Genomic DNA, 26722 nt, shown 5'->3' on the forward strand with positions numbered 1-26722 from the left:
CTTTAAATATTATTTAGTTTATAAAAAACTGTTATTACCAATTATGTATTAAGCGCGCGGCTGGTTCATTGCTGATAGCATGTTGCCATAAACCGCATTTAATGATGACAAGTTTTTAGCTAACTGAGTTACCTCTGCCTTAAACTGTTGTGAACCGGAAGCCGACTCTGTAAAGTTTTGCATCGTAACTTCCATATCGCTATAGAATTTGCTCATTGATTTTAAATGATTGCTTGAATCCTGCAGCTCCAGTTCATAAACAGCATTTAAGGCTGAAAGATTCTTTGTCATGGCAGTAACCTGCTCATGGTAACCTTTAGAATCTACCTCCTGCGCGGCCATGCCTGAAAGGTTTGCTGATGCTTTTTCAAACGCAGCGCTTAATTTATCATAGCTTTCAGTTGCTGATTTAATTTTTTCAGTGTAAACAATTGTTGCGTTACCTGCATCTGTAACACGTGATATACCGGCTACTTTATCGCTGAATGTTCTTAAACCATCACCTAAGCTACGGATAAGTTCAGGGCCGATGTTGGCTTCTTCCATCATCTTATCTAAAGCAGCAGTTTCTGAAAAATTACTTCCTGTACCAATTGCAACCCTTGAAGATGCTGCAGGCAATTCGCCTTTGTAATCTTCAGATAGCTCAGGGTAAGCTCTTGTCCAGTCAATTTCTGTAGTATCCCTTTGAAAACCTAATATGGCGAATAAAAACGCCTCCATCCCTAATCCCAGTGAAATAAAGAAACCACCATAAGGCCAGTGCTGAATTTTAAACAGCAAGCCGATGATCACTATTGTAGCACCCCATGATACAATATTGTTTATTCCGTAAGGTTGTTTTTTCCCAGCCATAGTTTTTAAAAAATATTCGTGTATTTGTTATTTGTTTGTTTTATCGTTTGTCTTTGATATCACGGCCCAGGAAGTGAGTTACGCAGCGAAAACCGATATAAGATTTCGCGGTATCCTGGAACTCATAGGTACGGGTAGAATTTTGGAGGAAGTAACCAACATCTTTCCATGATCCGCCTCTTACTACTTTACGTTTCATTACTTCGGGGTCGCTTGCTTTCGCGTTGTACTCAAAAGTTGGTGCTAAATCATGCACAAATGTTGATGCAGACTCATTAAATGCTGATGAAGTCCATTCAGCAACGTTACCTGCCATGTTGTATAAACCAAAATCATTAGGAAAATATGATTTTACGTTAACCGTGTAAGCGCCACCGTCATCGGTATAATTACCACGGCCAGGTTTAAAGTTAGCCAATAAGCAACCTTTAGCGTTTTTAATGTAAGGGCCGCCCCAAGGGTAATCAGTACCTATTCTACCACCGCGTGCCGCGTATTCAAATTCAGCTTCGGTAGGTAAGTCATATTTTAAACGGTGAGGTAAGTGGCGTTTATCTTTAGCCGCATCGTTTAAACGTGTGCGCCATACGGTAAAGGCAGTTGCCTGGCGCCAGGTTACACCTACTACAGGGTAATTTTTAAATGCCGGGTGAGAAAAGTAACCTTCAACCATTGGCTCGTTAGCTGCGTAAGAGAAATCGCTTAACCAAACCAGGGTATCAGGATAAACCTCAACAGTATCGCGGAAAATGAAATCCGAACGTTTTTTAGTTTTGTCGCTCCTGTGGTTGGCAGCGTCGCGCAGTTCCATTATCGAGTACTGATATTTTAACAAGTGAACATCAATTTCATTTTTATCGAACACGCGGTCATCGCCCTGGTAGTACATACCGTCAAGCTTTGATGCATTTGCGGCGCCGGCCTTGCTTTTTGCACTCCAGATCGGGTTTTTGCTTACGTAAGCCCAATTAATGTATTTTTTACCGCCGGTATTTGTTGCACCTTTACGTGGCTGGAAATAATATTTTTGATCATTAAGATAGTTGGTTATGGCGATGGAATCACGCACCCAAAATACAAATTGTTTGTACTGGCTGTTAGTGATCTCGGTTTGATCCATAAAAAACGGCGGTATGGTAACCTGTTTGGTTTGCGATATCTGCGAAAAGGTAACGTCCTGATCGGTTTGGCCCATTAAATAAGAACCACCGGGAATGTACACCATGCCATAAGGTACTTCGGCTCTGAAATTACGCTGCGGTACGCCCGTTAATTCGCCCTCACCTCCATTGCGGCAACCGCTGAAAATAACCGCAAATACAACTACAACTACTAAAGAGTATATCTGTCTCATATAAAAATCAAAATTTAGCTATATAAATATAACATAAATGAAATGCCCGAATATATTAAATAATGATGATGCTGAAGCTAAATAAAACTTTTTTATCACCAATTTGTATCAAAACGCTTAATGAACTTTTTAATTACCCTTATAAGCACAAGTGCGAATTTTTTTAAATCGCTAAATGTTAATCACTTAGCAAAGCGGGTAAATAACAAGCATTATTACGAAAAAACAAACGGAAATGTTGCAGGCAGATAAATAATTTATAGTTAAATTATTTATTTACCTGTTTTACATATTGTTCTATAGCCATCGTCATGGATGGGGCTTGTGGTGTGGGTGCAGGAATGTCAAGAATAAGGCCCGATTCAAGCACGGCTTTATGGGTAGTTGCCCCAAAAGCGGCTATACGGGTATTGTTTTGTTTAAAATCCGGAAAGTTTTTGAATAGAGATTGTATACTTGATGGGCTAAAAAAGGCTATCACATCATAAAAAACTTCGGCAAGATCTGACAGATCGCTGCAAACAGTTCGGAAAAGTACCGCGGGGGTAAAGTTATAACCGTTTTCCAGCAAAAACTTTTGGGTTTCTTCTGCGGCTACATCTGAGCAAGGGTAAAGAAATTTTTCGCCCGAGTGTTTTTTTAACACCTCGGCAAGGTCGGCGGCAGTTTGCTTGCCAAAAAAGATCTTGCGTTTACGATACTGTATATACTTTTGCAGGTACAGCGCTATGGTTTCTGAAAGGCAAAAATATTTCATATCAACAGGCACCTCGAAACGCATCTCTTCGCATATCCTGAAGAAGTGGTCAGCTGAGTTGCGGCTGGTAAAGATTACTGCTGTAAAGTCAGCCAGGTTAATTTTCTCTTTACGAAAATCTTTAGCAGGCACACCCTCAACATGAATAAACGCCCTGAAGTCAATCTTCAGTCCGCTTTTTTTCGCCAGTTCGGCATAGGGGTTTTTGTCGTTCTCGGGTTTTGGTAAAGTAACCAAAATACTTTTTACCTTTTTTTTTCTATCTTCCAAAATCAAATTTATAAGCCTGATTACTATAGGTTAAGTACTTTTATCAATATCAAAATGGGGCAAATTTCGAGGGCATAAAGATAGATAAATAAATAAAATTTGTGAAATCGAATGTTAGAAATAATATTCACACTACTGCGAAGGTAGATCCAAATGAATATTACCACTATTAAAATGAGTGCTATTGCTAATAAATAGGGAATTAGTTGTGCCGCAATTAGGCTGAAACAAACGGCAACCGGTAAAAAAACAAACGCGATATTAAAGTAGGTTAAGTACAATGCTGTGATATATTCACCTACAATCTGATCAATGTCGAACAAAAAACCGATAAACTTTAACAGCAAAAATTTAAAGGCGAACAGTGATATGATGATAAGCGCTAAAGCTATAAATAATTGCATGCCGCTTACGCTATAATAAACACCATTGTACCCCGCCAGTTGGTATAAAAATAAACCAAAAGTTAAGCCAAAGAGCAAAAACAAACCTATAAAAGCCCATAAATTTATCCCCCGGTCTTCTTTATCCATCACAGATCGCTTGCTGTAAAAGGATTGGAAGATACTTTTTATCTCGGTGCCAAGCGTTAGGTTGAGGAATGCGGTATACAATAATAATCCGATAATGATAGCGATGATCCAGGGATCGCGGCTAGTACGATTATGCCCATAACCTGCTTTTCGCCTGGAGATAAAAGGAATATCTAAAAAAGTACGGCCTTTATACAATTCGTGGTTGAAAATGTACTCGGTAAATAAATTAACCCGGTTTGAGTCGGGCATAATGTATACTATCGATAAGGAATCTGCAACAAATTGCTGCCTTAGCTGTGTAGCCATGGCTACAGAATCTAAAAAAGCCATGTGCTGCGGCTTAGCCCTAACTGAATCAGGATAATTGCGCGCTAACGGGTTTGATGCCTGGCCCGTATGCTGTATTGAGTCTTGCTGAGCAAAAGCTATAGTGCAAGTCATCAGAAAGAAAAATAGACTCAGGGCAAAAAAACGCATTAATTATCCGGGCTTATTATTAAGCTGCAAAATTACCGTATTATTTGATTGTTTTATAAGCTGATTAATAAAATAGTACGTGTTAACCAGTATTAATCCTGAACGCATCTGAAACCTAAATGTTCCATACCGCTGTCCTCGGTGCTTTTCATTCTGCGTGCTACCCTGTAGCCAGTGCAATAGCTCTCGTTACAGAGAAATGACCCACCTCTGATCACTCTTTTTACAGTAAAGGGTTCATCAGGATCGTAGCTTTTTTTAGGGCCTTTAGGATTTTGTACTCCTGTGTTGCTTGTAATCGTTCTGTAGTAAGTATTGTTATAATAATCTGCACACCATTGCCAAACGTTACCGGCCATATCATAAAGCCCGTAACCATTTGACGGGAAAGAAGCGACCGGAGCCAAGCCATAAAACTTATCCGTTACTAAGTTCTGATCCGGGAAATGCCCCTGCCACGTATTGGCTTTAGGTTTACCAGCATCTACAGATTCGTTACCCCAGGGATATATTTTATCCTGAAGGCCTCCGCGCGCGGCCCATTCCCATTCAGCTTCGGTTGGCAAGCGTTTACCTGCCCATTTGCAATAAGCCACCGCATCATACCAGGAAACATGTACAACAGGGTAGTTATCCTTACCCTTAATGCTGCTTTTTGGTCCGTGCGGATGTTTCCAGTCGGCACCTTTTTTCCATGCCCACCATTGGGTATAATCATTAAGGTCGACTGCCTGTTTTGGCGGATCGAATACCAGCGATGCTGCCTGGAGCAGGCTATCGTCAGGCTTTGGTGTACCCGGAGGCAATTGTTTTTTTAGAACGTTCCAGTCGGGCTTTTGCTCCGCAGTTGTTTTATAGCCCGTGGCTTTTACAAACCTGGCGAACTGCTCATTGGTAACTGTAGTAATATCCATCCAAAAGCCATTAACCGACACCTTATGCCTCGGGAATTCATCAGGAGCAGCCTGGCTGTTATTACCACCCATTATAAACGTTCCGGCGGGGATCCAAACCATTCCCTGGTGCGTGCCTGCCGGTTTAAGGATAGGTGCGGCAATTGTAGTATGATAAGCGGCAAAGCGGTTTGGAATGTTCGATTCGCAGCAAAGCGATTTTGCCTGAACACCAACAGCCGCCGGTAATTTTATTTTACCGGCGACTGGATGATTATTAGGCTTGCAACCGTACATTAATATAGGCAATAGCAAGAATAATAACGGTTTTTTTTTCATTTGAATAGAATTACTTGCCTGGATTTACCGGTGTATATGTGGTGTGGTGAATTCGTCCTTTCAGTACATCTTCCCAATCGATAAACGGATAAATGTTGTTCTTTTTAGCCTGGTCTTCAAATAAAGCTTTCAGTTCGGCCAATTTTTCAGGATATTTTGCTGCAAGATTGATGCGCTCATTAAAATCAGTATTCAGATCATATAGCTCCCAAACATCGGCATTAAAATTATTGGTGGTGTCTACTTTAGGACCACTTAAAATCCTTGCGTAATCAGTAAAATCAGGGTGATGATAAACCTCTGCCTTCCAGCCATCTTTATAGATTGATCTCGAACCGAAAATGTAGTAATATTGCACATGGTGACGGGACGTCGCTTTGGCATCGTTAAATGAATATACCAATGACGTGCCCTGTAAGGTATCCTGTTTTATTCCCCTGATGTACTCAGGTGGTTGAATACCCAGGTACTCCAATGTGGTAGGCAGCAAGTCGTTAACATGCCCATATTGGGTACGGATTGAGCCGGCATCCTTTATTCCTTTTGGATAATACACAATCAGCGGATTACGTGTGCCGCCCTCGGCATTGGCATCCTGTTTCCAGTATTTAAACGGCGTATTAGCTGCCTGAGCCCAACCCAACGGGTAGTTGGTTTGTTTTCCTTCAGGTGTTCCTATTTCGCCTATCTCACTTAAATTATGCTGAACGATTTCCTGCTCATTACCAGGTTTTGAAAATATCTGGCGGTCAATATCGCCATTCACAGTTCCCTCTTTACTTGCGCCATTGTCGCCAATCACAACAAAAATTAAGGTATTACCCAATTGGCCGCTTTTTTTCAGGTAAGTGATCAAACGACCAACCTGCGCATCAGCATAAGTTAAATAACCGGCATAAACCTCCATAAAACGGGCGTAAAGTTTCTTTTCATCAGGTGATAAAGAGTCCCATGCCTTAATGTTCGGGTTACGCGCAGGCAAAACTGCATTTTCAGGTATGATGCCCAGCTTTTTCTGGTTCTCAAATACCTTTTCCCTAAATACATCCCAACCAGCATTAAACTGGCCTTTGTACGGATCGCTCCACTCATGGCTAACCTGGTGTGGCGCATGGGTAGCAGCAGGGGCATAGTACAGGAAGAAAGGTTTATCCGGTGCTACCTTTTGCTGCCTGCTTAAGTAAAATATGGCTTTATCAGTAATTTGCTCATTCAAATTACGTCCGTCTGGAGTTACGTGTGCATTGTCTTCCACCAGATCTGGTTTGTACTGGTCGGTTTGTGATCCCAAAAATCCGAAGAAATGGTCAAACCCTTTGCCTGTAGGCCAGCGATCGAACGGACCGGCATCTGTAGCATCTTCGTCAGGAGTTAAGCCATATTTACCTACGGCAAAAGTATTATAGCCGTTTTCCCTTAGGATCTCAGCAATAGTGCCTTTGTCTGAAGGGATGCGGCCGTCATAGCCGGGATACCCGGCAGACATAACGGTATGCGCAAACCCACCCATGTGTACATAATGATGGTTACGCCCGGTTAGCAAAGCGGCACGCGTTGGTGCGCAAATTCCCGCGGTGTGAAAGTTGGTATAACGCAAGCCCAGGCTTGCCAGGGTATCAAAATTTGGTGTTTTGATAACCCCGCCAAAGGTTGATGAAGCACCGAAGCCAACATCATCCAGCAAGATCCATACTACGTTTGGTGCGCCTTTAGGCGCCTTAACGTTTGGTGTCCATGCTTCTTTGGAATCAGCTGTTGTTTTGCCAATTACGCCTTGAAACGGCTGCTGCTGTTGGGTGTAATTTTGCGCAAAGGAAAAGTTTGCCAAAAACAACCCGCCCAGCAGCAAGCCAAGTTTCTTATTTTTATTTGTTGATAAGGATTTCATTTTATCGGTTGAATTAATTATTTGCGTAAGACGGAACGGCTGTTAATTTTTCTTTTTTATGATCAGTGCCATTTTTCTGGGCTCTTTTTTTCAGGAGTTCCTGGTCAACTTCAATGCGTACAACCGGTCCATCGGCAGCAAGCTCACTACCCGGTACTTTTGATTTAAATATAGGCCATAGCAATTGCGCATACCATTGGTCGCCCTCGTAATGCGAGATGCCGTAAGCTTTAGGATACTGGCGAGAAATTAACGCGGTACCAAAAATCACATCCCACAAAAAGAACATATTGCCAAAGTTGCCTTTGTAGTAACCTACACCGTCATCGGTAGTAGCGGCGTGATGCGCGTGGTGGGTTGCAGGAGTTGATATCAAGCGCTCCAAAACCCAGGCTATCGGGTGTAATACTTTGTATTTATAAAAAGGCTTGTCCCAGGGAATACTTGAATGCGCTAGCGTGGTAATGGTAGATTTAATGATCCTTACCGCGATTGCCGGGATACCTAAACCAAGATAAACTAAGGCTGATGTAAGGTAGATCTGCGAGAAGAAAAGCGTGTAAATCGCGTTCTGCCTGCTCGCCATTGCCATACCCATGTATGATGCAGAGTGATGCGTACGGTGAAAACGCCATAACCATGGCAATTCGTGGTGCAGGCGGTGATACCAGTATTGGGTAAGGTCATCTGCTACCGCGATGATGGCGAATCCCCATAAAAATGGCACCCAGGTAAATGTGTTTTTGAAGCCCGGTAATACAAATGGTAGAAACTTCAACCCAAAATAAGCCACAGCAGGTTGAACGATCAACCGTGGCAAGGTAAAGCACGCAATATCAACCCAACGCTCATTTTTAGGCCATTTGCCTTTGTACAGGCCAAACGAAAATTCGAGTACGCCTATAAAAAATACAAGGAAAGGAAACCCGAATCCATTCAGGTTTTCTATTACTTTTTTGAAAAAATCAATCGTTGCTTCCATTGGTTAAATTTGTTTTATTGGTAATTGTTTTGGTGTTGTTTGCCTTTTGGTTCTTCTTTTCCCAGGGCCGCTGCCCTGTTATTTTTAGTGATATAAACAGCAGGGCAATAGGCAGCAGGTAAATGAATAAGCTAAGGATCACATTCCTTACTATTCTGTCTTTGTTAGCTTTTTCTAATTTCATGGTGTGTATGTTTTAGTTGTTTTTTGATCATGTTGCTGGCCTTGCGGGTTGCCGCCCAGGGCCTTTTGGGTAAGCCATAGCCCCCCTGCAACGATGACAAAAGGTATAATGGTGATAATAATACCAACCAGGATCTTTTTGCCTAAAATGGATACATCTGATAGTGTCATAAATTTTGATTTAATGATTTATTGATTAATTATAACCCGGATTTTGTTTTAGTTTAGGGTTTAGCTGTATGTCCACCAATGGTATCGGGAACAGTGTGTTTGCTGATGTTGCTGCTGATTTTGCGGGTATTTTATGCAAGGCATCAACCAATGCGGTACCACCCTGGCGCACCAGGTCAAACCAACGGTGGCCTTCCTGTATAAATTCCTTCCTGCGTTCCAGGAAAACAGAATCGCGGAAAGCAACCTGGCTTAAGCCGGTAGTAAGGTTAGGAACATTTGCCCTTGTACGCACCTGGTTTATAGCAGCATACGCTGTAGCAGTTGGCCCGCCATTAATTTCGTTTAAGGCTTCAGCTTGCATCAGCAATACATCAGCGTAGCGTAAAACAGGATAATTGATCCCGCTTAAACTTTGTGATGACAATGGGGATAGGCTGTAGTCCACAAACTTGTTAAAGTACGGGGTGTAAGCATTATTAAATACAACCGTTTGGCCTGTAGCGGCATTATAAACCGAACTATAAAAAGTTACCGCCCGGCGTGTATCGGTAGGGCTGAATAATTTGTACAGGCTGCTGTCTACCGGGATATCGATCGGGAAAGTACCCGTGTTAAATGAAGTAAAGCTTTCGCTTAAATACTGGGTACTGTTAGCCTCGCCCAAATTGGTTTCAAATTGTACCGAGAAAATATGCTCCTGCCCGTTTTTGGTGGCTTTTTGAAATGCATTTAAATAATTAGGAAACAATGAATAGCCGTAACCTCCATTGATAACCAAATTCAATTGTGTAAGGGCGTCGGGCCAATCCTGCCGGGTTAAATATACTTTTGCCAGTAAGGTATGCGCAGCACCGCCCGTAGCGCGACCAATATCAGCACCTGTATATGATTTTGGCAAGTTGGTAGCATCTTTTAAATCTGCGATAATTTGACTGTAAACGCTGTCTGCCGGAGTCCTGGCTGTTAACAGGCTGCTGATATCTGTACTGTTTGGATTATGTAAAACCAATGGTACATCGCCATATAATCGTACTAAATTGAAATACAATAATGCCCTTATAAATTTTGATTCCCTTACAAGCCTGGCGCGTAAGGTGGTATCCATGGATATTGGCGGGATGTTATCGACAGCGATATTTGCACGGTTGATGCCATAATACAATTGCTGCCATACCTTTTGTACACGGCTGTTTGAGGATATATAACTTTCTGTTCCCAATGCCCTTACATCAGGGTTGGTATTGCTCGGACTATACAGTTGATTATCGCTCGCGTTTTCAACCAACAGGTTTAACTGCCTGCCGTACAGCGGGAAGTCACCTGTCGGATCACTATTTAATGTGCCATAAACCGCATTTACTGCCGAGGTAGCATCAGATGTTGTTTGATAGAATTGAGAGGATACGATAACCGAGCGTGGATCCTCGGTTAATTTATTGCAGGATGTCAGGGTAGTTAAACTGCCTGCAATAAATAATATAAGTTTATATGTTTTTATCTTTTTCATTATTGATATTTATTAAAAGGTGACATTTAAGCCTGCCAAAAATGTACGCACAGCCGGGTAAGTACCGTAGTCGATGCCTTGTTTAGTATTATCGTTATCGTAAAAATTCACTTCCGGGTCAAGTCCCTGGTATTTAGTTATGGTTACCAGGTTTTGGCCTGATACATAAACTCTTAATGATTTAACGCCAATTTTTGAGACAAGGCTGTTGGTGAATGTGTAGCCAAACGACGCATTTTTAAGCTTTAAGTATGAACCGTTCTGAACATATCTGTCTGTAACCTGCGGTACTGGTGAATCCGTAGCACGGGCAACTGTACCATTAGGATTTGACGGGCTCCAGCGGTTTAATAAGGTAGCTGATGCATTTTGCGTTAGCGTAGGCCTTTCTAAAGTTTGCTGTAACAGGTTAAATATTTTGTTACCGTACGAGCCGTTAAAGAATACCGACAGATCAAAATGATCATAAGTAAATGTGTTGGTAATACTACCTGTGAATTTTGGTTGCGCGCTACCCAGGTTATGTTTATCAGCAGTAGTGATCGTTCCGTCGTTATTTTCATCTACATAACGTGTATCACCTACCTGCTGCGGAACGCCTGCTAAACGTGGCACACCTTTGGCAATATCAGCTGCTGTTAGCAGTCCATCTGTAGAATATCCCCAGAAAGTACCAACCGGTAGGCCAACCTGTACAATAACGGGTGATACCTGCCCGGTTGGTGCGGTAGGATAAAAACTGGTAACACCAGGGCCTAAGCTTAATACCTTATTACGGTTCACCGCAAATTCAATATTAGTTTTCCAGCTAAAGTGGTCCGATTTAATGTCATCAGTATTGATGCCTAACTCAACACCTTTATTTTGCACGCTACCCACATTTTCTAACTCACTCGCGTATCCTGAATATAGTGGCAGCGGTACATTCAATAATAAATCAGTTGTTTTTTTGTAATAGGCGTCAAAAGTCAGGTTGATGCGGCTATCAAACAAACCAAGGTCAATACCGCCATCGTACTGCGTGGTAGTTTCCCATTTGAGGTTAGGGTTATCAATTTGTACGGGAGCTATACCGGTAACCAGTTTACTGTCGAAATAATAATTGGTTGGTGCTAAAGCTGCAAGCGAACTGTATGGCGGCACTTCTGAGTTGCCGGTTTGGCCCGCGCTTAACCTTAACTTAAGGCTGCTGATGGCCGGCTCAAGTATTTTAAAGAAATCTTCCTTATCAGCATTCCATGAAAAACCTGCGGAGGGAAAATATCCCCATTTGTTATTAGCACCCAGTTTTGATGAACCATCGGCACGGGTTGAAACGGTAAGGTTATATTTATGCTCGAAGGAGTAATTCACCCTCGCCAAATATGAATCTAAAGCCTGGCTGGCAAAACTTGAAGTAGGCAGATCGGCAACACCGGCATAAGAAAGGTTATTGAATGTAGTAAGGTCATTCGGGAACTTTTGTGCCGTCGCTACTGATGATGAAAATTGAGTGTATTGTGTGGTATAACCAACTAAAACGTTTAAAAAGTTTTTGTTATTAAAGTTATGGTCGTAGGTAAGTGTGTTTTCATTTAACCAGCTTAATTCGTTACCGGCACCAATTGATGCATACCCCTGGTCGGCATAGCCGCCTGATGTGGTTGATGGTGCATAATAATCCTGTTGTGTATTTAATATGTCGGCCCCCGCAGTAAGTTTTAAGGTAAGGTCAGGAAGTAGTTTATATTCTGCAGCAACGTTACCTAAAACACGAGTTAATAAGGTTTTATTAGTTGTGTTTGCAATATCCTCAACTGGATTGGTTGGGGTAGGGATGTATGGGCCATTGGTATAATAGCTGCCATTGGGATTATAAATTGGCGAAACCGGTGCGGTTAACAATAGCGTAGCAAAGGCATTACTAAAGTTGATGCTATTGTATGAGCTGCCTGCAAGCTTGTTTTCAGTAGACTGGCTGCCAAATATATTGGTTGATATTTTAAGTTTATCGGTAACGTTCTTCTCATAATTAAAACGGGTAGAATATCTTTTAAAACCGGTATTTAATATAGTACCTTCCTGATCGAAATAGTTACCAGATACCAGGTAACGTGATTTTTCGTCGCCGCCAGAGATGGTTAACTCTCCATTATATTCAGGTGCATTGCGCAAAGCAGCATTTTGCCAGTTTGAACCGGTACCCAGGGCAGCCAGTTGGGCAGAGGTATAGGTTTGTTTAACGCCATCGGCAGTGTTAATATCATTCACTAATGAACCCCATTGTTCAGCGTTCAAAAGGTCGAGTTTTTTGGCAACGGTCTGGTCACCAACTTATGTGCTGAAAATAACGTTGTTGGTGCCTTTCTTTCCTTTTTTAGTGGTTATGATCACTACACCGTTAGCACCATGCGAACCATAAATTGCTGTGGCGGATGCATCTTTTAAAACCTCAATCGATTCAATATCTTCCGGGTTGATGGTTGAAAGCGCGTTTACGCTGGTACCGTTTGACCCTACGTTGGCATAATCATTATCATTATAAATAATAAAACCGTCTATAACATATAATGGCGCGTTACCAAATGATATGGAGTTGCCGCCGCGCACCCTGATGGTAGCTGTGCTACCCGGCTGACCAGAGTTTTGTGTTACCGCTACGCCCGATACTGCACCTTGCAATAAGTTATCAAATGATGCGGCAGGTTGAGCAAGTATGTTTTTAGGAACTGAACCGATGGCACCGGTAAGGTCGCTTTTCTTTTGTGTGCCGTAACCTACTATAACTACATCGTTCAATTGAGCTACATTTTCGGCAAGCTCAATGTTAACCGGGCTGCCGTTGGCTACAACTTCTTTAGTTTTATATCCTACAAAGCTTACTACTAATGTATAAGGCAATTTTTGCCCGGTAACAAAAGTGAAACGGCCGTTGGAAGTTGTGGTTACCGCGTGGGTAACATTTTTTATGCGTAACGTAACGCCGGCTATCGGCTGCTTGGTTACGCTGTCAATAACTACACCTTCAATGTGTGAATTAATTACAGGGATGTCCTTCTGCTGTGCAAAGGAAGCGAAGGGTATAATTAAAAATAAAAGGGAGGGGAATAACTTATTAAGTACGTGTTTTGCATGGATATATATTTCCATATATTTAACTGTTTTATGTTAATGATTCAATTCGTTCGTAAAGCTTTGATGATCAGTGGTTGATTCGCAGTCGTTGCTGATCCATCATGTAATTAACCGGCAAGGCTTCCTTGCCGGTTTGTTTTTTTAAGGGGGTATGCTATAGGGTCATTTATAAGTTTTATTAAATCGTAATGTAAATGGTTGGTCGGTTTAGGGCATAATTATAGCATCAGCAAAAATGCTATTAAGGTATAATCAGCCAATAAAGTTTAACGATGGAACATTGCGCTTAGCAACAACAACAGGTGCAACACACGCCCTGCATTGGGATGGGGTAGAAAAGAATTGATGTATTACCGTTAGTACGTAAAAAAGCTTTCATTGCATTTGTTTTACGTGGCAAATATATAAATAATTTATAAATTACTATAATCTATATAGAATTAGTAGTCTTTTTTTATCATTTATATTGAAATGATAAAAACTCAGGATAAAAAAGTCGTTAAAATGCAAAAAACTCAAAAGGAAACCGTTTAAACGGCTAACTTTTGAGTTTTTCAAAAACTAAAAATCACCTAAAGAAATTATTTCTTTTTAGTGGTGTCTTTTTTTGCAGTGTCAACTTTAGCGCTGTCAGCTTTAACTTTAGAGCTGTCGGTAGCTAATTTAGCAGAGTCAGCAGCTTTAGCTGAATCAGCAGCTTTTAAAGAATCAGCAGCGGCAGATGATGATTTGCTTTTGCAAGCTGCGAAAGAACAAGCGATAGCAAGAGCCAAAACGCTAACTTTGATAGAATTTTTCATGTTGTTTTTTTTAAAAGTGTATAAATTGTGATTAATTATTTCTTTTATCTCATCCGGCTTTAAAAAGCTTATCAGTTAAATAACCTTTTAAAAATTGCCAGACTTTATGCTTAATACTTTAAAATTTAAAAGGTAACCCATGTTTTCAAAAAATAAATATAAAATCTATTGATTTAGTAGAATATTTATATATTTGCATCATAATAGTTCTTTAATACTTATCCAGAAAGACAGAGGGAAAGGCCCTATGACGTCTTAGCAACCTGTAACCTTACAAGGTGCTAAATCCTGCTTCGCTTGCGAAGAAAGATAAGATGATAATAGATTTGATATCCAACACGGATATTTCTCCTGTTTCGCTGTGATAAGTATTGATTAAAAAAAATAAAGCACAGCACAATGAAAATCTATCTTGACAACGCAGCAACTACACAACTTGATCCGGAAGTATTTACGGCAATGACCCCATATTTATTAGAGCATTATGGCAATGCCTCTTCACACCATTCCCACGGCCGCGAAGCTAAGCAGGCAATTGAACAAGCGCGTAATACTGTAGCAGGGCTTATCAATGCTGATCCCTCAGAAATAATATTTACCGGCGGAGGTACCGAAGCTGATAATACCGCCTTACTATCCGCTACAGGCAGAAGAATTATTACTACACCTTTGGAGCATCACGCCGTACTGCATGCTTTGGATAAGCCGCATCTTTTATCAATAAATAAAAAGGGGGAGATCGACCTGGCGGAATTAGAGCTTTTATTAGGCGATGGCATACCATCATTGGTATCCATCATGCATGCGAATAATGAGATCGGTGTTATTAATGATATTGAAGAAATTGCCAGGTTGTGTGAAAGCTACGGCGCAATCTTCCACAGTGATACCGTTCAGACCATAGGCCATTACCGACATGACCTGCAAAAACTAAAAGCTCATTATATCACCTGCTCCGCTCATAAATTCCATGGCCCAAAAGGGGTTGGCTTCTTATACTGCCGTAAAGGCACAAATTTAGCTCAGTTATTACACGGTGGTTCGCAAGAGCGTAAATTGCGCGCCGGTACAGAAAATATTGCTGGGATTATCGGGCTTGCCAAAGCCTTTGAAATTGCCTGCCGAGATATTGATGAACACCAGCATCACATCCAAAACTTAAAAAATCGCCTTGTTGCTAAATTGCAGGATTTACCGGGGGTAACTTTCAATGGCACATCAGCTACTGAAAATAGCCTTTACACCGTGCTCAGCGTAAACTTCCCCGCAACAAATATTGACCTCTTATCTTACCTCGACCAAAATAACATCTCTGTATCGGGTGGCAGCGCATGCTCAACAGGGTCTAAGTCGCATGTGCTTGAGGCCATAAAAAGCGACCGCTCCAATGACACTGTCCGTTTCTCTTTCAGTAAGTTTAATACTGCAGAAGAAATTGATCATGCTTTCGAAGTGATTGCCTGCGTATATAATACTGTTGCTGCCTTAGGCGTGAGAACGGGTTCGAACCATTGTAAAGAGTTTTGCAGACTCCCGCCTAACCACTCGGCCACTCCGCCTGTTTGTATGATTTTTTAATTCAGATAAACAGGGGAGAAGCGGCTATGGCAGCACGCTGTTACCACTTTCCCCTATTCATTCTGAATAACCAAATCAAAAACTATAAATCAACCAATTGTTTATTACCACATAAATAATCGAGGTCAGAAGCGGATTTGAACCGCTGTCCCAGGTTTTGCAGACCTGTGCCTAACCACTCGGCCACCTGACCTAATAAAATTTTCGCTTTTTAGCTGAATTTATAGCCTTATAAAATTTAACAACAACAGCTGCACAAATCCTTTTGATTGACGGATTTTCGTACGGAGATTACGGTGTTTAATTTACTGTTGCTGGTCATGTTAATAAATGTCTACTAATTTTATAGACATTGCAAATGTAGACAAAGATTTATATAATCAAAATTAATTTTAAGGTTTATAATCGGGTGTTGCAGATGAATTGAGAAAGTTTATTAATTGCGCTTACCTTTGACAGAGTTTACACATCTGATCAATATGGCAGGCATCTACATACATATCCCTTTTTGCAAGCAGGCTTGCCATTACTGCGATTTCCACTTTAGCACCTCGTTAAAATATAAAGACCAGCTTGTTGAAGCGCTGGTGGAGGAAATTAAACTACAAAAGAATTACCTTACCGGCGAAACTATTGATACCGTTTATTTTGGCGGCGGTACGCCATCATTATTAAGTGAAAGCGAGATAAGCCAGCTCATAAACACTATTACCAGCCTGCATTCTGTAGCCTCAGACGCGGAGATCACTTTGGAAGCTAACCCCGACGATCTGGACAAAGCCAAACTACAAGCGTTAAGACAAACGCCCATTAACCGCTTCAGTATTGGGATCCAATCTTTTTTTGACGATGACCTGCAATGGATGAACCGCGTACACCGCGCTGCCGAGGCGGAATCAGCTGTAAAACGGGCGCAGGATCTGGGTTTTGAAAATATTACCGTTGACCTGATCTATGGCTACCCTTTATTAACCGACCAAAAATGGAAATTCAATACCGATAAAGTTTTTGAGCTACAGGTTCCGCATTTGTCGGCTTATTCTATGACGGTGGAACCACGCACTTCTCTGGCATCATTCATCAAACAAAAAAAGCAACCCGCTATGAATGATGAGCAGAGCGCGGCCCAGTTTACTTATTTGATGGATGCCATGCAAACCAAGGGCTTTGAGCATTACGAGATCTCCAACTTTTGCCGGCCCGGCTTTTATTCGCGCCATAACTCAAACTACTGGCGTGGGGTTAAATATTTAGGCATTGGCCCGTCGGCGCACTCCTATAACGGCGAAACGCGGCAATGGAATGTTGCCAACAATACCAAATATCTGCAGGGCTTAGGATTAGGAAACATTCCGGCTGAAACCGAAATACTGAGCGAAACCGATAAACTAAATGAATACATCATGACTTCGCTGCGCACCAGCTGGGGGCTTGACCTGGATAAGTTGAATACCATTGCCGCCGCATCGGCTAACCAATTGCAGTTCGTCGCGCGGGAGTTTTTTGATAAGGAATGGTTATTGCAAAAGGAACAGGTTATTTACTTAAGCCCGACCGGTAAACTCTATGCCGACCATATCGCATCCGGGCTGTTTTTTAGCAACGGGGAATAATCCTTAGCTTTGCAGCGATGAAGAGGAAGGCGATATTACACTTACTACCCATAGTTTTTTGCCTGGCAAGCTGCCAAACCGCAATCACTGATGATATGTTCCCCGGCAAATATGCTTTAAATACTGATAAGTGTAAAGATTCGCTTATTTTAAATGATGATTATAGCTATCAACATACCTACCTCGACTCTACTAATAAGTTGCATACCTGCACAGGTAAGTGGGACCTGAATTTCAACAAAACGGTTTTATCACTGCACAATTTTGATTCCTTTAATGCCCACGGCATCAAATTTAAAGGCACCTGGAAATCATTTTTAGGTATGGATGAGGATTCGGTAAGAGTGCTTTATTCATCCTATGTGGTGGATGATGACGATTTAGAAATGCATTACGCCATGAAAATTAGCGATCAGTAACCCAACTAAAGATGCGCGCATCTACGAAGTAAAACTGCTTCCGGTTTAAAAAAATATATAACCCCACGCTCTGAACAGTTTCCCGGTTTTCGCAATCCGGTTGGTGAAATGTGCCGTATCTCCTTACATATTACCTTAAAAACAAATCATTAAAAATGAAAAAATTAATTATCGGGGCGTTTGCTTTAGTAGCTATCGCAATTGCGCCTAAAACTTTCGCTCAAACTAAAATGGTTGGTGGTGCAGCAATGTATCCAACAAAAAACATTGTTGAAAATGCTGTAAATTCAAAAGACCACACTACACTGGTTGCTGCTGTTAAAGCTGCCGGTTTAGTTGAAACTTTAGAAGGCCCGGGACCGTTCACTGTATTTGCACCAACTAACGAAGCATTTGATAAATTACCTGCCGGTACAGTTGATAACCTGGTTAAACCAGAAAACAAAGCAACTTTAACCAAAATTTTAACTTACCACGTAGTTGCAGGCCGTTTAAGCGCTGCTGATTTAATGGCTAAAGTTAAAATGGGTGGCGGTTCTGCTACCTTGACTACTGTTGAAGGCGGTACTTTGAATGTAATGCAAAAAGGTTCAAAATTATACCTTGTTGATGAAAAAGGCGGTAAATCATGGATCACCATTGCCGACGTTTTTCAAAGCAATGGCGTAATACACGTAGTGAATACTGTGTTAATGCCTAACTAATATTGTTTGCAGTTACACAGGCGGTTTGTATTTGATGAGTGGTGATGTACAAACCGCCGCTGCAAATTCTTAAAGCATTCTTTTTATCTAAAATATAATAAGCCCGGTTGCAAAAGCGCCGGGCTTTTTTGTGTGGCTAAAATTCCCTAATGTCATTAAGGTGAAAGAAGCAATCGCATGGAGAAAAGCGGATTTGCAAAGCTCGCAATTGCTTCGCTCCTCGCAAAGACGTGTATAGTTATAATAATACATTTTGTCAAAAAACTATCAAAAACAATTTTCCCCTTTTCAGGTTTTTCCGTTTTACTTACTTTTGGAGTTAATTAATTGTAAACATGGGTATTATTTTAAGTCCGATAGATAGAGTTGACCGTATAAGCCGGGAGGATTTTGTTAACAATTATTTAAAGCCGCGTAAACCACTTATCATCCGCAAAGCCACCGAAAGCTGGCCGGCACTGCAAAAATGGACCTTTGATTACCTGAAGGAAACTGTAGGCGATGTAACCGTGCCACTTTATGACAGCTCCAAGGCCGATCCATCAAAACCTATCAATGCTTCTGCTGCCGAAATGAAATTCGGTGATTATATTGATCTTATTCAAAAAGAACCAACCGATTTAAGGATCTTTTTGTTCGACCCGATAAAATATGCGCCCGGTTTACTGGATGATTACCGTTCACCAACTGACCTGTTAGGCGGATTTTTGGATAAATATCCAAATATGTTCTTCGGTGGCAAAGGGTCGGTTACGTTTTTACATTACGATATCGATCTTGCCCATATCTTTCATACCCATTTCAATGGCCGCAAGCATGTGATCCTGTTTGATAATAAATGGAGCGACCGCCTGTATTGCATTCCATTTGCTACCTATGCTTTGGAGGATTATGACATTGAAAAGCCTGATTTTACTAAATTCCCGGCTTTGGACGGGGTAGAAGGCCAGGAAGCTATTTTAGAGCACGGCGATACCTTGTTTATGCCGACAGGTTTTTGGCATTGGATGAAGTATCTGGACGGATCCTTCTCAATTTCATTACGTGCCTGGGATAAATCATGGGGCATTAAAGCGAAAAGCCTTTATAATTTAACCATACAACGCAAGTTTGACGACATCATGAAAAAGAACTTTAAAAAGCGTTATATGGATTGGAAAGAAGAGCTTGCTATTGAACGCGCAAATAAAGCCCTGGCTGAAGGACTTCCAAAATAGATACGCGTTAAAGTCATAATGCGCTAACATAACAATTCTTTAACCTATTCTTAGCTTTGGATAGCCTACCTTAGACGTTTCGATTAATTTACACATCGGAATTGATAAATGAGCTTCATCCTTCGTCCTATCGACACTGTCGAATCTATTAGCCCTTCCGATTTTAAAAAGAATTATTTAGACAAGCGGAAGCCTTTAATCATTAAAGGCCTTACCAAAAGCTGGCCTGCCCGCGAAAAGTGGACTGCCGAATACCTGAAGGAAGTGGTAGGAAAAAAGGTAGTCCCGCTTTATGATAACTCCAAAGCCGATCCATCAAAACCCATCAATTCATCAGCTGCCGAAATGCCTTTTGATGAATATATAGACCTGATCAGGTCGACACCTACTGAACTTCGCATTTTCTTCTTCAATATTTTTAAACAAGCCCCGCAATTGCTGGATGATATTGTGCTGCCTAAAGATTTGATGGGTGGTTTTTTAGAAAGTATGCCTGCCATGTTCTTCGGCGGATCGAACTCGGTTACATTCTTGCATTACGATATCGACCTGCCGCATATTTTCCATACCCATTTTGGCGGGCGAAAGCACATCATCCTGTTTGAAAATAAATGGAAGAAACGTTTATACTGTATTCCCAACGCTACTTATGCTTTAGAGGATTATGATGTAGCCAATCCGGATATCACTAAATTCCCGGCATTGAATGGGGTAGAGGGCTTTGAAACCTTTTTAGAGCATGGCGACACCCTGTTTATGCCAACCGGCTACTGGCACTGGATGAAATATTTAGACGGGTCTTTCTCATTGAGCCTGCGTGCCTGGGATGCTTCGCTGATGCGTAAAGCTGCAAGTGTTTACAATTTGGCTGTAAAAGGAGGCTTGGATAGTTTGTTGAAAATGGCCTTTAAGGCCAATTATGCTAAACGCCGTGAGAAATTAGCGGTAAAGCGGGCCAATAGGGCATTAGCTGCTGGTAAACCTTATTAACTGCTGGGCTAAAGCCATGATCTTTCTAGTTGTAATCCGTTGACTAAAATCAACGGCAATCATAACCTTTGAAAACTCGAAGCATTAAATGCCGCTATCCAACTTTTGACTTTTTACTTCACGATGTATGGTCGCAAACGATCTTCCATTCCCCATTTAATTTCTTGAACCACAGCGTGAAATAACCACCCAATGGCCCGGCCGTACGGGTTAAATGCCAGCCACCGAGCACAAAAGCATTGTTTTTATCCAATACATTCACTTTAATAATGGTAAATGCCAGTTGCCCCATTGCTGCTTTATCCGGGTAGGCTTTTTGTAGTGATCAGTAGTGGTTTGCCAGCCGTATTGCGGGGCGGTTTTGCCTACAAATACCAGCGAGTCTGATTTCCAATAGCCTTGCATAAAGCCGTCGATATCGCCTTTGTTCCAGGCGGTTTGCTGGTCGCTTAATACTTTAAGGATGGCCTGCCTGTTCTGCGCGAAAGTGGTGGCGCATGACATAAGTAATAGCAAGGATAAAAGAAGCTTTTTCATAAAGATTATAATTGCCAAAATGCAAAATACTAATATCATTAAAATCTTTTAATCTGATAGATCATGGTTCAGACAAATTAATTTAGCTTTGGGCTTTGCTTATTACGCTTATGAACAAAAAGGTACTATGCTTCGGCGAGGTTTTATGGGATACTTTTGGTGACGAAAAAATAGCAGGCGGCGCACCGATGAATGTCGCGAGGCATTTGGTTCAGCAAAAGGTTAAGGCTGGCTTTGCAAGCCGCGTTGGAACGGATGAATCCGGCGAGAAACTGGTAGAAATATTAAAACAAAATGGGTTGTATTCAGAGAATACAATTCAGCGGGATGATGCCTTGCCAACCTGCGAGGTTACCGTACAACTCGACGACAAAGGGCAGGCAACCTATATTATTCCGGAGCCTGTTTCGTGGGATAATATCCAAACTACTGAGACTTTGACGCATTCGGCAGTAAATTCTGACGCTATCGTATTCGGTAGTTTAGCATGCCGTACTGAAACTACAAAAAATACTCTGCTTAATTTATTGGATGAAACCAAGGCATTGCGTGTGTTTGATGTTAACCTTCGTGAACCGCATTATACCATGAGTACCATTGAAAACCTGGCTGCCCGTGCAACCGTGGTAAAAATGAACGATGAAGAGGCACGCTTACTCATTGGCGGCAGTAGCAGCAATTCGCTCGAAGATGTTGTGGCGGAGTTTCGCGCCAAGTACCACCCAAAAACCATCTGCATAACCCGCGGCGAAAATGGCGCCATCATCTGGCACGACCATAAGATCTATGAGCATCCCGGTTTTAAAGTAGATGTAGTTGATACCGTAGGAGCAGGAGATGCTTTTTTGGCTACTTTTATTGGAGGTATCTTAGCCAATAAACCCATGGAGGATATACTGAAAAAAGCATGCGCAATCGGCGCGTTTGTAACCAGTAAGCGTGGTGCTAATCCTGTTTATGATGAGCAGGAGATTATCAGGATCTTAAATAGTTAGATATTCTTTTTAGATAGCATAAGCGCATTGTAGGTGTGAGTCAAAACGCAACGTATTTCGGTGAGCCAACTCACCCAGCCGGCTATTTTTACTTTACCCTTACCATAATCCCTCCAGCTTGTTTTATTTTTGTTAGATAATCATAAATATCATGAAGGTAGAAATTTGGTCGGATGTAATGTGCCCGTTCTGCTATATCGGCAAACGCAGGTTCGAGGCTGCTTTAGAAAAATCAGCACACAAGGACGAGATCGAAATTGAATGGAAGAGCTTCCAGCTTAACCCCGATATGGTAACCGATCCGAGTATTAACATCGACCAATACCTTGCTGATAAGAAAGGCTGGAGCCTGGAACAAGCCAAAGAAATGAATGCCCATGTAACCGGAATGGCTGCTGAGGCAGGTTTAACGTACAATTTTGATAAAGCGGTTGTAGCCAACAGTTTTAAAGCGCACCGTTTTACGCATTTGGCTAAAAAGCATGGTTTAGGCGATGCCGCCGAAGAGCAACTTTTTAAAGCTTACTTTACCGATGGCAGAAATACCGACGATATTAATACCCTGATCGAATTAGGCACTGCTATTGGTCTTGATTCATCCGAAATAAAACAAACCCTGGAAAGTGATGCCTTTGCCGAAGAAGTGCGTTTTGATGTTTACGAATCGCAGCAATTAGGGATTCGCGGGGTGCCATTTTTTGTATTGGATAGAAAATACGGTGTATCAGGCGCGCAGGCTGTCCCCGTTTTTGAAGAAACGATTGAAAAAGCGTTTACTGAATGGCAACAAGCAAATCCCAAGCTGGACGTCATCCAGGGTGAGAGCTGCGGCCCGGACGGGAATTGTTAATTAAACAGTAACAAGATTTACTACCTCGCGGCGTCTGGTCCAAAAATAAATAGCAAGCAATAAGCACATAGCCGGAACAACGACGCCAAACTCATCAATAAAATAGGCGGTATGGCCGGTATTTGTTGTTATAGGCGTAAAAAAGGCTTGTATAAATAAATTGTGACTGGCATGTAGCATAACACCGGTCCAAAGGCTATTAGATTTTAGTCGGAACCAGGTAAAAACAAAGCTGATACTGATCACCATCATGGTGAAGCAAGCCATACCATAAAGCGGGGGAGTTCCTTCATTATAATTACCAAAAATTAATAAAGGATAGTGCCAAAACGCCCATATAACTCCGCTAATCACCGATGTTTTGGTATAACTGGTAACATTACTTAACTCGGGCACCAAAAAACCGCGCCAGCCTATTTCCTCACCCAAAGCAGTCGACATGCTGCCAAACATGCCTATTACGCCCTCAACTATAAAAAACAAAATAATAAAAACACTTTGAGGAAGTTTGCTCCAGCCTAATTCATGAGCGGCTTGGGTAACGAAAGCTTTATTGTAAAAACCGCCCCAGCCAAAAGTCCAGATGATGAGGTAACTTATTAACGCATATATCAGGGGGATAAAATAGCACCAGATCATGTATTTAGGCTTGCCCCATTGCCATGCAAGGCCTGAAAATTTGATTTTCAGCAGCTTACAGGTGATGTAAGTAGCCAGTGCCGGACACCACATTATCCCGTAACCGTATATTCTGCCGCCTATTCGACCAGTGTTTCCGGCATTAAGAGTTAGCAGCCATACCACTGTGCTTAAAGCAATTGTAATTAATAAGTAAGTATAAATTGCTTTATAACTTTTTTTAGCGGATTGTAAGCTCATATTTTGATGAACGTTAAAGTATGGTTGTCGAATATAACTAAGATGTATTGAAAAGAAAACTAAATCTCATTCAAATAACTCAAATTTTCGCTACACTTGCTCATTAGCTTTAATCCAATTATGAGCATTTTAAGATCCGTATTAACAGGCGTTACTTTAGTTATGGCGCTTACTTCAATTTCATCGGCACAAACCACAGTAAAACCCGAAAAATATCCTGTTTATAACGGCGAGCTGGGTGTAAAATATTCACCCCAAAAAACAACTTTTAAAGTTTGGGCGCCGGATGCATCCGAAGTGAAGCTGCGTTTATATGCTGCAGGTGCTAATGGTAAAGCAATACAAACCATCGATCTTGAAAAGAAACACAGCGGGTTATGGCAGGCAGAGATCAAGCATAACCTGAAAAATAAATACTATACTTTTCAGGTTCAGCAGGATGGTAAATGGTCATTAGAAGCACCTGATATTTACGCGAAGGCAGTCGGCGTAAATGGTCACCGGGGTATGGTGGTTGATTTAAAATCTACCGATCCTCAAGGCTGGTCGAAAGATAAAAGCCCAAAACTAAAAAACACTACCGATGCGGTTATTTACGAAGCTCATATCCGCGATATTTCCATCGACCCAAATTCGGGCATCAAACATAAAGGCAAATTTTTAGGCCTCGCCGAAACCGGCACTAAAGGCCCTGATGGCAAGTCGACCGGTTTAGATCATATCAAGGAACTGGGTGTTACGCATGTACATATTTTACCGGCGTTTGATTTTAATTCTATTGATGAAACCAAGCCCGATGCCAACCAATACAACTGGGGTTATGACCCGCTGAATTATAACGTGCCCGAGGGGAGCTATTCAACGAACCCTTACGACGGCAATGTGCGCATCAAAGAGTTTAAGCAAATGGTGCAGGCCCTGCATGCCAACGGATTGCGAGTGATATTGGATGTTGTTTATAATCATACAGCCGATATCGATCACTCCAACTATACCCAGTTTGCGCCGGGTTATTTCTATCGCCACAATGCGGATGGCAGCTACTCTAACGCGACAGGTTGTGGTAATGAATTCGCATCAGAGCAACCTATGGCACATAAGTTTGTGATAGAATCTGTTTTGTATTGGGTTCGAGAATACCATGTAGATGGTTTCCGTTTTGACTTGATGGGCACGCATGATATTAAAACCATGAATGCCCTGAGTGATACTTTGCATGCCATCGATCCGTCGATTGTGATCTATGGCGAGGGCTGGACTGCCGGCTCAAGTCCGTACCCTGAAGATAAGCGCGCGATGAAAAAGAATGTGCTGGAGCTGCATAAGATTGCTGCTTTCAGCGATGATATTCGCGATGGGATTAAAGGCGGTTTTAGTGACGTGAAAGAAACCGGCTTTGTAAGCGGCAACCCAAATTCAAAAATGAGTGTAATGTTTGGTGTAACGGCATCGGTTCAGCATCCGCAGATAGACTATACCAAAGTTGCCGACTCCAAAGCGCCCTGGGCTAAAGAACCTTATGGCACCATAAGCTATGCTTCCTGTCATGATGATAATACGCTGTTCGATCGTTTGAGAATTAGCAATCCCGATGCTTCCGAAGCCGACCTCATTAAGATGGACAAGCTGGCCAACGCCATAGTATTAACTTCGCAGGGTATAGCGTTCTTGCATTCCGGATCGGAGTTATTGCGCACCAAGCAAGGTATAGCCAACTCGTTCAAATCGCCGGATAATATCAACGAGATCGACTGGAGCCGCAAAACAAAATACGCCGATGTATTTAGCTACTATAAGCAGATGATCGCTTTGCGCAAAGACCATCCGGCATTCAGGATGACGACAGCAGGGGAGATCCGCAGGCATTTAAAATTTGTTGAAACCGGCGACCCATCAACCATAGTTTACCAGTTAACCGACAATGCGAATGGCGATAAATGGAAAACGATATTGGTAATATTGAATGGTAGCAAGAATGCTAAGACAGTTATCATACCAAAAGGTAACTGGGAATTAGTTAGCGATGGCAACCAAACAAACGAAGCGGGGATAAACGCTGTAAATGGCTCGTCGGTAATTGTACCGGGTACTACAGCTTATGTGTTGCACGATTAATAGATTTAAAGTATGATAGAAATTAAGTTTTATAAGGTAGAAGAACCTTACGGAGTATTTTCAAACTTTAGTCCTTCACCAATAATACTTACATCTGAGATTTGGCCAACAGCTGAACATTTTTTCCAGGCAAATAAATTTCTGAATTTTGAAGTCAGAGATAGAATTAAAGCGATGAAATCTCCAATGGATGCTGCAAAAGAAGGGCGTAATAGGAACAATATTTTAAGAGATGATTGGGAACAAATAAAAGATACTGTGATGTATAAAGCTGTAAAAGCTAAGTTTCTACAACATCCAGATATGAAATCAATTTTGTTGGACACGGGAACTTTGCCAATAATTGAACACACTGCTAATGACAATTATTGGGCTGATGGCGGCGATGGTTCGGGGGGAAATATGTTAGGAATAATTTTGATGCGGGTTAGAGAGGAATTAAGCTTAATTTCGCCCGAGCCCGATATGATATTCCCTCCGTGGATAGCATTTCCATCAGTTGACCAGGCCGATATGTTCTGGCGCATGGGGTTAGGGGAAAACTATCTGCTCAAACTGAATACATATATGACCAAATATGGCAGAGAAGAATATGTGACAAAATTCCCAGAACCTGAAGAGTGGAGATCATTCTATCGTTAGTCAAACATTTACATTTCTTTATATTCCATCTAAATTTATTAAATATCTTTGTAA

At 41.6% G+C, this 26722-nt stretch carries 24 protein-coding genes, 2 tRNA genes, 2 pseudogenes and 1 riboswitch; of the genes and pseudogenes, 10 read left to right on the top strand and 18 right to left on the bottom strand.

Going from position 1 to position 26722, the window contains the following annotated elements:
• Nucleotides 1–48: 48 nt before the first annotated feature.
• The 13 genes and pseudogenes from porL to ACYZ0U_RS06930 form a co-directional block, all read right to left on the bottom strand.
• Nucleotides 49–855 carry a type IX secretion system motor protein PorL/GldL gene (porL, locus tag ACYZ0U_RS06870; protein ID WP_461451197.1) on the bottom strand — a complete coding sequence of 269 codons (807 nt, stop codon included), beginning with the start codon at nucleotides 853–855 and terminating at the stop codon, nucleotides 49–51.
• 40 nt (nucleotides 856–895) lie between these two features.
• Nucleotides 896–2209: a T9SS ring complex lipoprotein PorK/GldK gene (porK, locus tag ACYZ0U_RS06875; protein WP_461451199.1), complete on the bottom strand. Its 1314-nt coding sequence runs from the start codon at nucleotides 2207–2209 to the stop codon at nucleotides 896–898.
• A 268-nt stretch (nucleotides 2210–2477) separates the two neighbouring features.
• Nucleotides 2478–3236, bottom strand: a complete 759-nt coding sequence (locus ACYZ0U_RS06880; RefSeq protein ID WP_461451201.1) for a uroporphyrinogen-III synthase — start codon at nucleotides 3234–3236, stop codon at nucleotides 2478–2480.
• Nucleotides 3237–3259: 23 nt separating this feature from the next.
• On the bottom strand, nucleotides 3260–4213 hold the full coding sequence (locus ACYZ0U_RS06885) for a DUF4271 domain-containing protein (protein ID WP_461451203.1): 954 nt from the start codon (nucleotides 4211–4213) through the stop codon (nucleotides 3260–3262).
• A 128-nt stretch (nucleotides 4214–4341) separates the two neighbouring features.
• Nucleotides 4342–5481 carry a formylglycine-generating enzyme family protein gene (locus tag ACYZ0U_RS06890; RefSeq protein ID WP_461451205.1) on the bottom strand — a complete coding sequence of 380 codons (1140 nt, stop codon included), beginning with the start codon at nucleotides 5479–5481 and terminating at the stop codon, nucleotides 4342–4344.
• A 10-nt stretch (nucleotides 5482–5491) separates the two neighbouring features.
• A complete protein-coding gene (locus ACYZ0U_RS06895) occupies nucleotides 5492–7369 on the bottom strand; it encodes an arylsulfatase (protein WP_461451207.1) in 1878 nt (625 codons plus the stop codon).
• A gap of 13 nt (nucleotides 7370–7382) precedes the next feature.
• Entirely contained in the window at nucleotides 7383–8351 is a 969-nt protein-coding gene (locus tag ACYZ0U_RS06900) for a sterol desaturase family protein (protein WP_461451209.1), read from the bottom strand.
• A complete protein-coding gene (locus ACYZ0U_RS06905) occupies nucleotides 8335–8535 on the bottom strand; it encodes a hypothetical protein (RefSeq protein ID WP_461451211.1) in 201 nt (66 codons plus the stop codon). Before ACYZ0U_RS06905 ends, ACYZ0U_RS06900 begins: the two co-directional genes overlap by 17 nt.
• On the bottom strand, nucleotides 8532–8705 hold the full coding sequence (locus tag ACYZ0U_RS06910) for a hypothetical protein (protein WP_461451213.1): 174 nt from the start codon (nucleotides 8703–8705) through the stop codon (nucleotides 8532–8534). Before ACYZ0U_RS06910 ends, ACYZ0U_RS06905 begins: the two co-directional genes overlap by 4 nt.
• A 25-nt stretch (nucleotides 8706–8730) precedes the next feature.
• Nucleotides 8731–10215: a RagB/SusD family nutrient uptake outer membrane protein gene (locus ACYZ0U_RS06915; protein ID WP_461451215.1), complete on the bottom strand. Its 1485-nt coding sequence runs from the start codon at nucleotides 10213–10215 to the stop codon at nucleotides 8731–8733.
• 12 nt (nucleotides 10216–10227) lie between these two features.
• Nucleotides 10228–12507, bottom strand: a pseudogene (locus ACYZ0U_RS06920) (SusC/RagA family TonB-linked outer membrane protein); the annotation flags it as partial.
• 21 nt (nucleotides 12508–12528) lie between these two features.
• Nucleotides 12529–13344, bottom strand: a complete 816-nt coding sequence (locus ACYZ0U_RS06925) for a TonB-dependent receptor plug domain-containing protein (RefSeq protein WP_461451217.1) — start codon at nucleotides 13342–13344, stop codon at nucleotides 12529–12531.
• Between the two features lie 566 nt (nucleotides 13345–13910).
• On the bottom strand, nucleotides 13911–14129 hold the full coding sequence (locus ACYZ0U_RS06930; protein WP_461451219.1) for a hypothetical protein: 219 nt from the start codon (nucleotides 14127–14129) through the stop codon (nucleotides 13911–13913).
• Between the two features lie 215 nt (nucleotides 14130–14344).
• Nucleotides 14345–14445: riboswitch (SAM riboswitch) on the top strand.
• A gap of 83 nt (nucleotides 14446–14528) precedes the next feature.
• Here ACYZ0U_RS06930 and ACYZ0U_RS06935 point away from each other — a divergent pair.
• A pseudogene (locus ACYZ0U_RS06935) lies at nucleotides 14529–15557 on the top strand (cysteine desulfurase family protein); the annotation flags it as partial.
• A gap of 59 nt (nucleotides 15558–15616) precedes the next feature.
• Here the strand turns inward: ACYZ0U_RS06935 and ACYZ0U_RS06940 are convergent.
• Both ACYZ0U_RS06940 and ACYZ0U_RS06945 read right to left on the bottom strand, forming a co-directional pair.
• Nucleotides 15617–15688 (bottom strand) — tRNA-Cys (locus tag ACYZ0U_RS06940).
• Between the two features lie 141 nt (nucleotides 15689–15829).
• Nucleotides 15830–15900: transfer RNA gene (locus tag ACYZ0U_RS06945), tRNA-Cys, on the bottom strand.
• 286 nt (nucleotides 15901–16186) lie between these two features.
• On the opposite strand from ACYZ0U_RS06945, the gene hemW reads away from it, so the two are divergent.
• The 5 genes from hemW (at nucleotide 16187) to ACYZ0U_RS06970 (ending at nucleotide 20650) form a co-directional block, all read left to right on the top strand.
• A complete protein-coding gene (hemW, locus tag ACYZ0U_RS06950) occupies nucleotides 16187–17320 on the top strand; it encodes a radical SAM family heme chaperone HemW (RefSeq protein WP_461451221.1) in 1134 nt (377 codons plus the stop codon).
• 17 nt (nucleotides 17321–17337) lie between these two features.
• On the top strand, nucleotides 17338–17739 hold the full coding sequence (locus tag ACYZ0U_RS06955; protein ID WP_461451223.1) for a hypothetical protein: 402 nt from the start codon (nucleotides 17338–17340) through the stop codon (nucleotides 17737–17739).
• A 155-nt stretch (nucleotides 17740–17894) separates the two neighbouring features.
• On the top strand, nucleotides 17895–18443 hold the full coding sequence (locus tag ACYZ0U_RS06960) for a fasciclin domain-containing protein (RefSeq protein ID WP_461451225.1): 549 nt from the start codon (nucleotides 17895–17897) through the stop codon (nucleotides 18441–18443).
• Between the two features lie 335 nt (nucleotides 18444–18778).
• Nucleotides 18779–19660: a cupin-like domain-containing protein gene (locus ACYZ0U_RS06965; protein ID WP_461451227.1), complete on the top strand. Its 882-nt coding sequence runs from the start codon at nucleotides 18779–18781 to the stop codon at nucleotides 19658–19660.
• A gap of 108 nt (nucleotides 19661–19768) precedes the next feature.
• Entirely contained in the window at nucleotides 19769–20650 is an 882-nt protein-coding gene (locus tag ACYZ0U_RS06970; protein ID WP_461451229.1) for a cupin-like domain-containing protein, read from the top strand.
• 118 nt (nucleotides 20651–20768) lie between these two features.
• Here the strand turns inward: ACYZ0U_RS06970 and ACYZ0U_RS06975 are convergent, their stop codons facing one another.
• Together ACYZ0U_RS06975 and ACYZ0U_RS06980 are read right to left on the bottom strand one after the other, a co-directional pair.
• Nucleotides 20769–20912 (bottom strand): hypothetical protein, encoded by a 144-nt coding sequence (locus ACYZ0U_RS06975; protein ID WP_461451231.1) that lies wholly within the window; start codon nucleotides 20910–20912, stop codon nucleotides 20769–20771.
• Nucleotides 20909–21187, bottom strand: a complete 279-nt coding sequence (locus tag ACYZ0U_RS06980) for a Cif family virulence factor (RefSeq protein ID WP_461451233.1) — start codon at nucleotides 21185–21187, stop codon at nucleotides 20909–20911. The genes ACYZ0U_RS06975 and ACYZ0U_RS06980 overlap by 4 nt, the downstream gene beginning before the upstream one ends.
• A 110-nt stretch (nucleotides 21188–21297) precedes the next feature.
• Between ACYZ0U_RS06980 and ACYZ0U_RS06985 the strand changes: the two genes are divergently transcribed.
• Nucleotides 21298–22182, top strand: coding sequence for a carbohydrate kinase family protein (locus ACYZ0U_RS06985; protein WP_461451235.1), 885 nt, complete (start codon nucleotides 21298–21300; stop codon nucleotides 22180–22182).
• A 151-nt stretch (nucleotides 22183–22333) separates the two neighbouring features.
• The gene (locus ACYZ0U_RS06990; protein ID WP_461451237.1) at nucleotides 22334–23032 is read left to right on the top strand and encodes a DsbA family oxidoreductase; all 699 of its coding nucleotides are present in this window, start codon (nucleotides 22334–22336) and stop codon (nucleotides 23030–23032) included.
• Here the strand turns inward: ACYZ0U_RS06990 and ACYZ0U_RS06995 are convergent, their stop codons facing one another.
• Entirely contained in the window at nucleotides 23033–23911 is an 879-nt protein-coding gene (locus ACYZ0U_RS06995; protein ID WP_461451239.1) for a lysostaphin resistance A-like protein, read from the bottom strand.
• A 120-nt stretch (nucleotides 23912–24031) separates the two neighbouring features.
• Between ACYZ0U_RS06995 and pulA the strand changes: the two genes are divergently transcribed.
• Nucleotides 24032–26026, top strand: coding sequence for a type I pullulanase (pulA, locus tag ACYZ0U_RS07000; protein WP_461451241.1), 1995 nt, complete (start codon nucleotides 24032–24034; stop codon nucleotides 26024–26026).
• 12 nt (nucleotides 26027–26038) lie between these two features.
• On the top strand, nucleotides 26039–26668 hold the full coding sequence (locus ACYZ0U_RS07005) for an NADAR family protein (RefSeq protein WP_461451243.1): 630 nt from the start codon (nucleotides 26039–26041) through the stop codon (nucleotides 26666–26668).
• The last annotated feature ends 54 nt before the right edge of the window (nucleotides 26669–26722 follow it).

The organism is Mucilaginibacter sp., assembly GCF_965225845.1.
Lineage (GTDB): Bacteria > Bacteroidota > Bacteroidia > Sphingobacteriales > Sphingobacteriaceae > Mucilaginibacter.

Excerpts from the sequence above, each read along its gene's own strand:
- porL (WP_461451197.1), bottom strand. The coding sequence starts at position 855 with ATGGCTGGGAAAAAACAACCTTACGGAATAAACAATATTGTATCATGG.
- porK (WP_461451199.1), bottom strand. The coding sequence starts at position 2,209 with ATGAGACAGATATACTCTTTAGTAGTTGTAGTTGTATTTGCGGTTATT.
- ACYZ0U_RS06885 (WP_461451203.1), bottom strand. The coding sequence starts at position 4,213 with ATGACTTGCACTATAGCTTTTGCTCAGCAAGACTCAATACAGCATACG.
- ACYZ0U_RS06890 (WP_461451205.1), bottom strand. The coding sequence starts at position 5,481 with ATGAAAAAAAAACCGTTATTATTCTTGCTATTGCCTATATTAATGTAC.
- ACYZ0U_RS06895 (WP_461451207.1), bottom strand. The coding sequence starts at position 7,369 with ATGAAATCCTTATCAACAAATAAAAATAAGAAACTTGGCTTGCTGCTG.
- ACYZ0U_RS06900 (WP_461451209.1), bottom strand. The coding sequence starts at position 8,351 with ATGGAAGCAACGATTGATTTTTTCAAAAAAGTAATAGAAAACCTGAAT.
- ACYZ0U_RS06905 (WP_461451211.1), bottom strand. The coding sequence starts at position 8,535 with ATGAAATTAGAAAAAGCTAACAAAGACAGAATAGTAAGGAATGTGATC.
- ACYZ0U_RS06910 (WP_461451213.1), bottom strand. The coding sequence starts at position 8,705 with ATGACACTATCAGATGTATCCATTTTAGGCAAAAAGATCCTGGTTGGT.
- ACYZ0U_RS06915 (WP_461451215.1), bottom strand. The coding sequence starts at position 10,215 with ATGAAAAAGATAAAAACATATAAACTTATATTATTTATTGCAGGCAGT.
- ACYZ0U_RS06925 (WP_461451217.1), bottom strand. The coding sequence starts at position 13,344 with ATGGAAATATATATCCATGCAAAACACGTACTTAATAAGTTATTCCCC.
- ACYZ0U_RS06930 (WP_461451219.1), bottom strand. The coding sequence starts at position 14,129 with ATGAAAAATTCTATCAAAGTTAGCGTTTTGGCTCTTGCTATCGCTTGT.
- hemW (WP_461451221.1), top strand. The coding sequence starts at position 16,187 with ATGGCAGGCATCTACATACATATCCCTTTTTGCAAGCAGGCTTGCCAT.
- ACYZ0U_RS06955 (WP_461451223.1), top strand. The coding sequence starts at position 17,338 with ATGAAGAGGAAGGCGATATTACACTTACTACCCATAGTTTTTTGCCTG.
- ACYZ0U_RS06960 (WP_461451225.1), top strand. The coding sequence starts at position 17,895 with ATGAAAAAATTAATTATCGGGGCGTTTGCTTTAGTAGCTATCGCAATT.
- ACYZ0U_RS06965 (WP_461451227.1), top strand. The coding sequence starts at position 18,779 with ATGGGTATTATTTTAAGTCCGATAGATAGAGTTGACCGTATAAGCCGG.
- ACYZ0U_RS06970 (WP_461451229.1), top strand. The coding sequence starts at position 19,769 with ATGAGCTTCATCCTTCGTCCTATCGACACTGTCGAATCTATTAGCCCT.
- ACYZ0U_RS06980 (WP_461451233.1), bottom strand. The coding sequence starts at position 21,187 with ATGAAAAAGCTTCTTTTATCCTTGCTATTACTTATGTCATGCGCCACC.
- ACYZ0U_RS06985 (WP_461451235.1), top strand. The coding sequence starts at position 21,298 with ATGAACAAAAAGGTACTATGCTTCGGCGAGGTTTTATGGGATACTTTT.
- ACYZ0U_RS06990 (WP_461451237.1), top strand. The coding sequence starts at position 22,334 with ATGAAGGTAGAAATTTGGTCGGATGTAATGTGCCCGTTCTGCTATATC.
- ACYZ0U_RS06995 (WP_461451239.1), bottom strand. The coding sequence starts at position 23,911 with ATGAGCTTACAATCCGCTAAAAAAAGTTATAAAGCAATTTATACTTAC.
- pulA (WP_461451241.1), top strand. The coding sequence starts at position 24,032 with ATGAGCATTTTAAGATCCGTATTAACAGGCGTTACTTTAGTTATGGCG.
- ACYZ0U_RS07005 (WP_461451243.1), top strand. The coding sequence starts at position 26,039 with ATGATAGAAATTAAGTTTTATAAGGTAGAAGAACCTTACGGAGTATTT.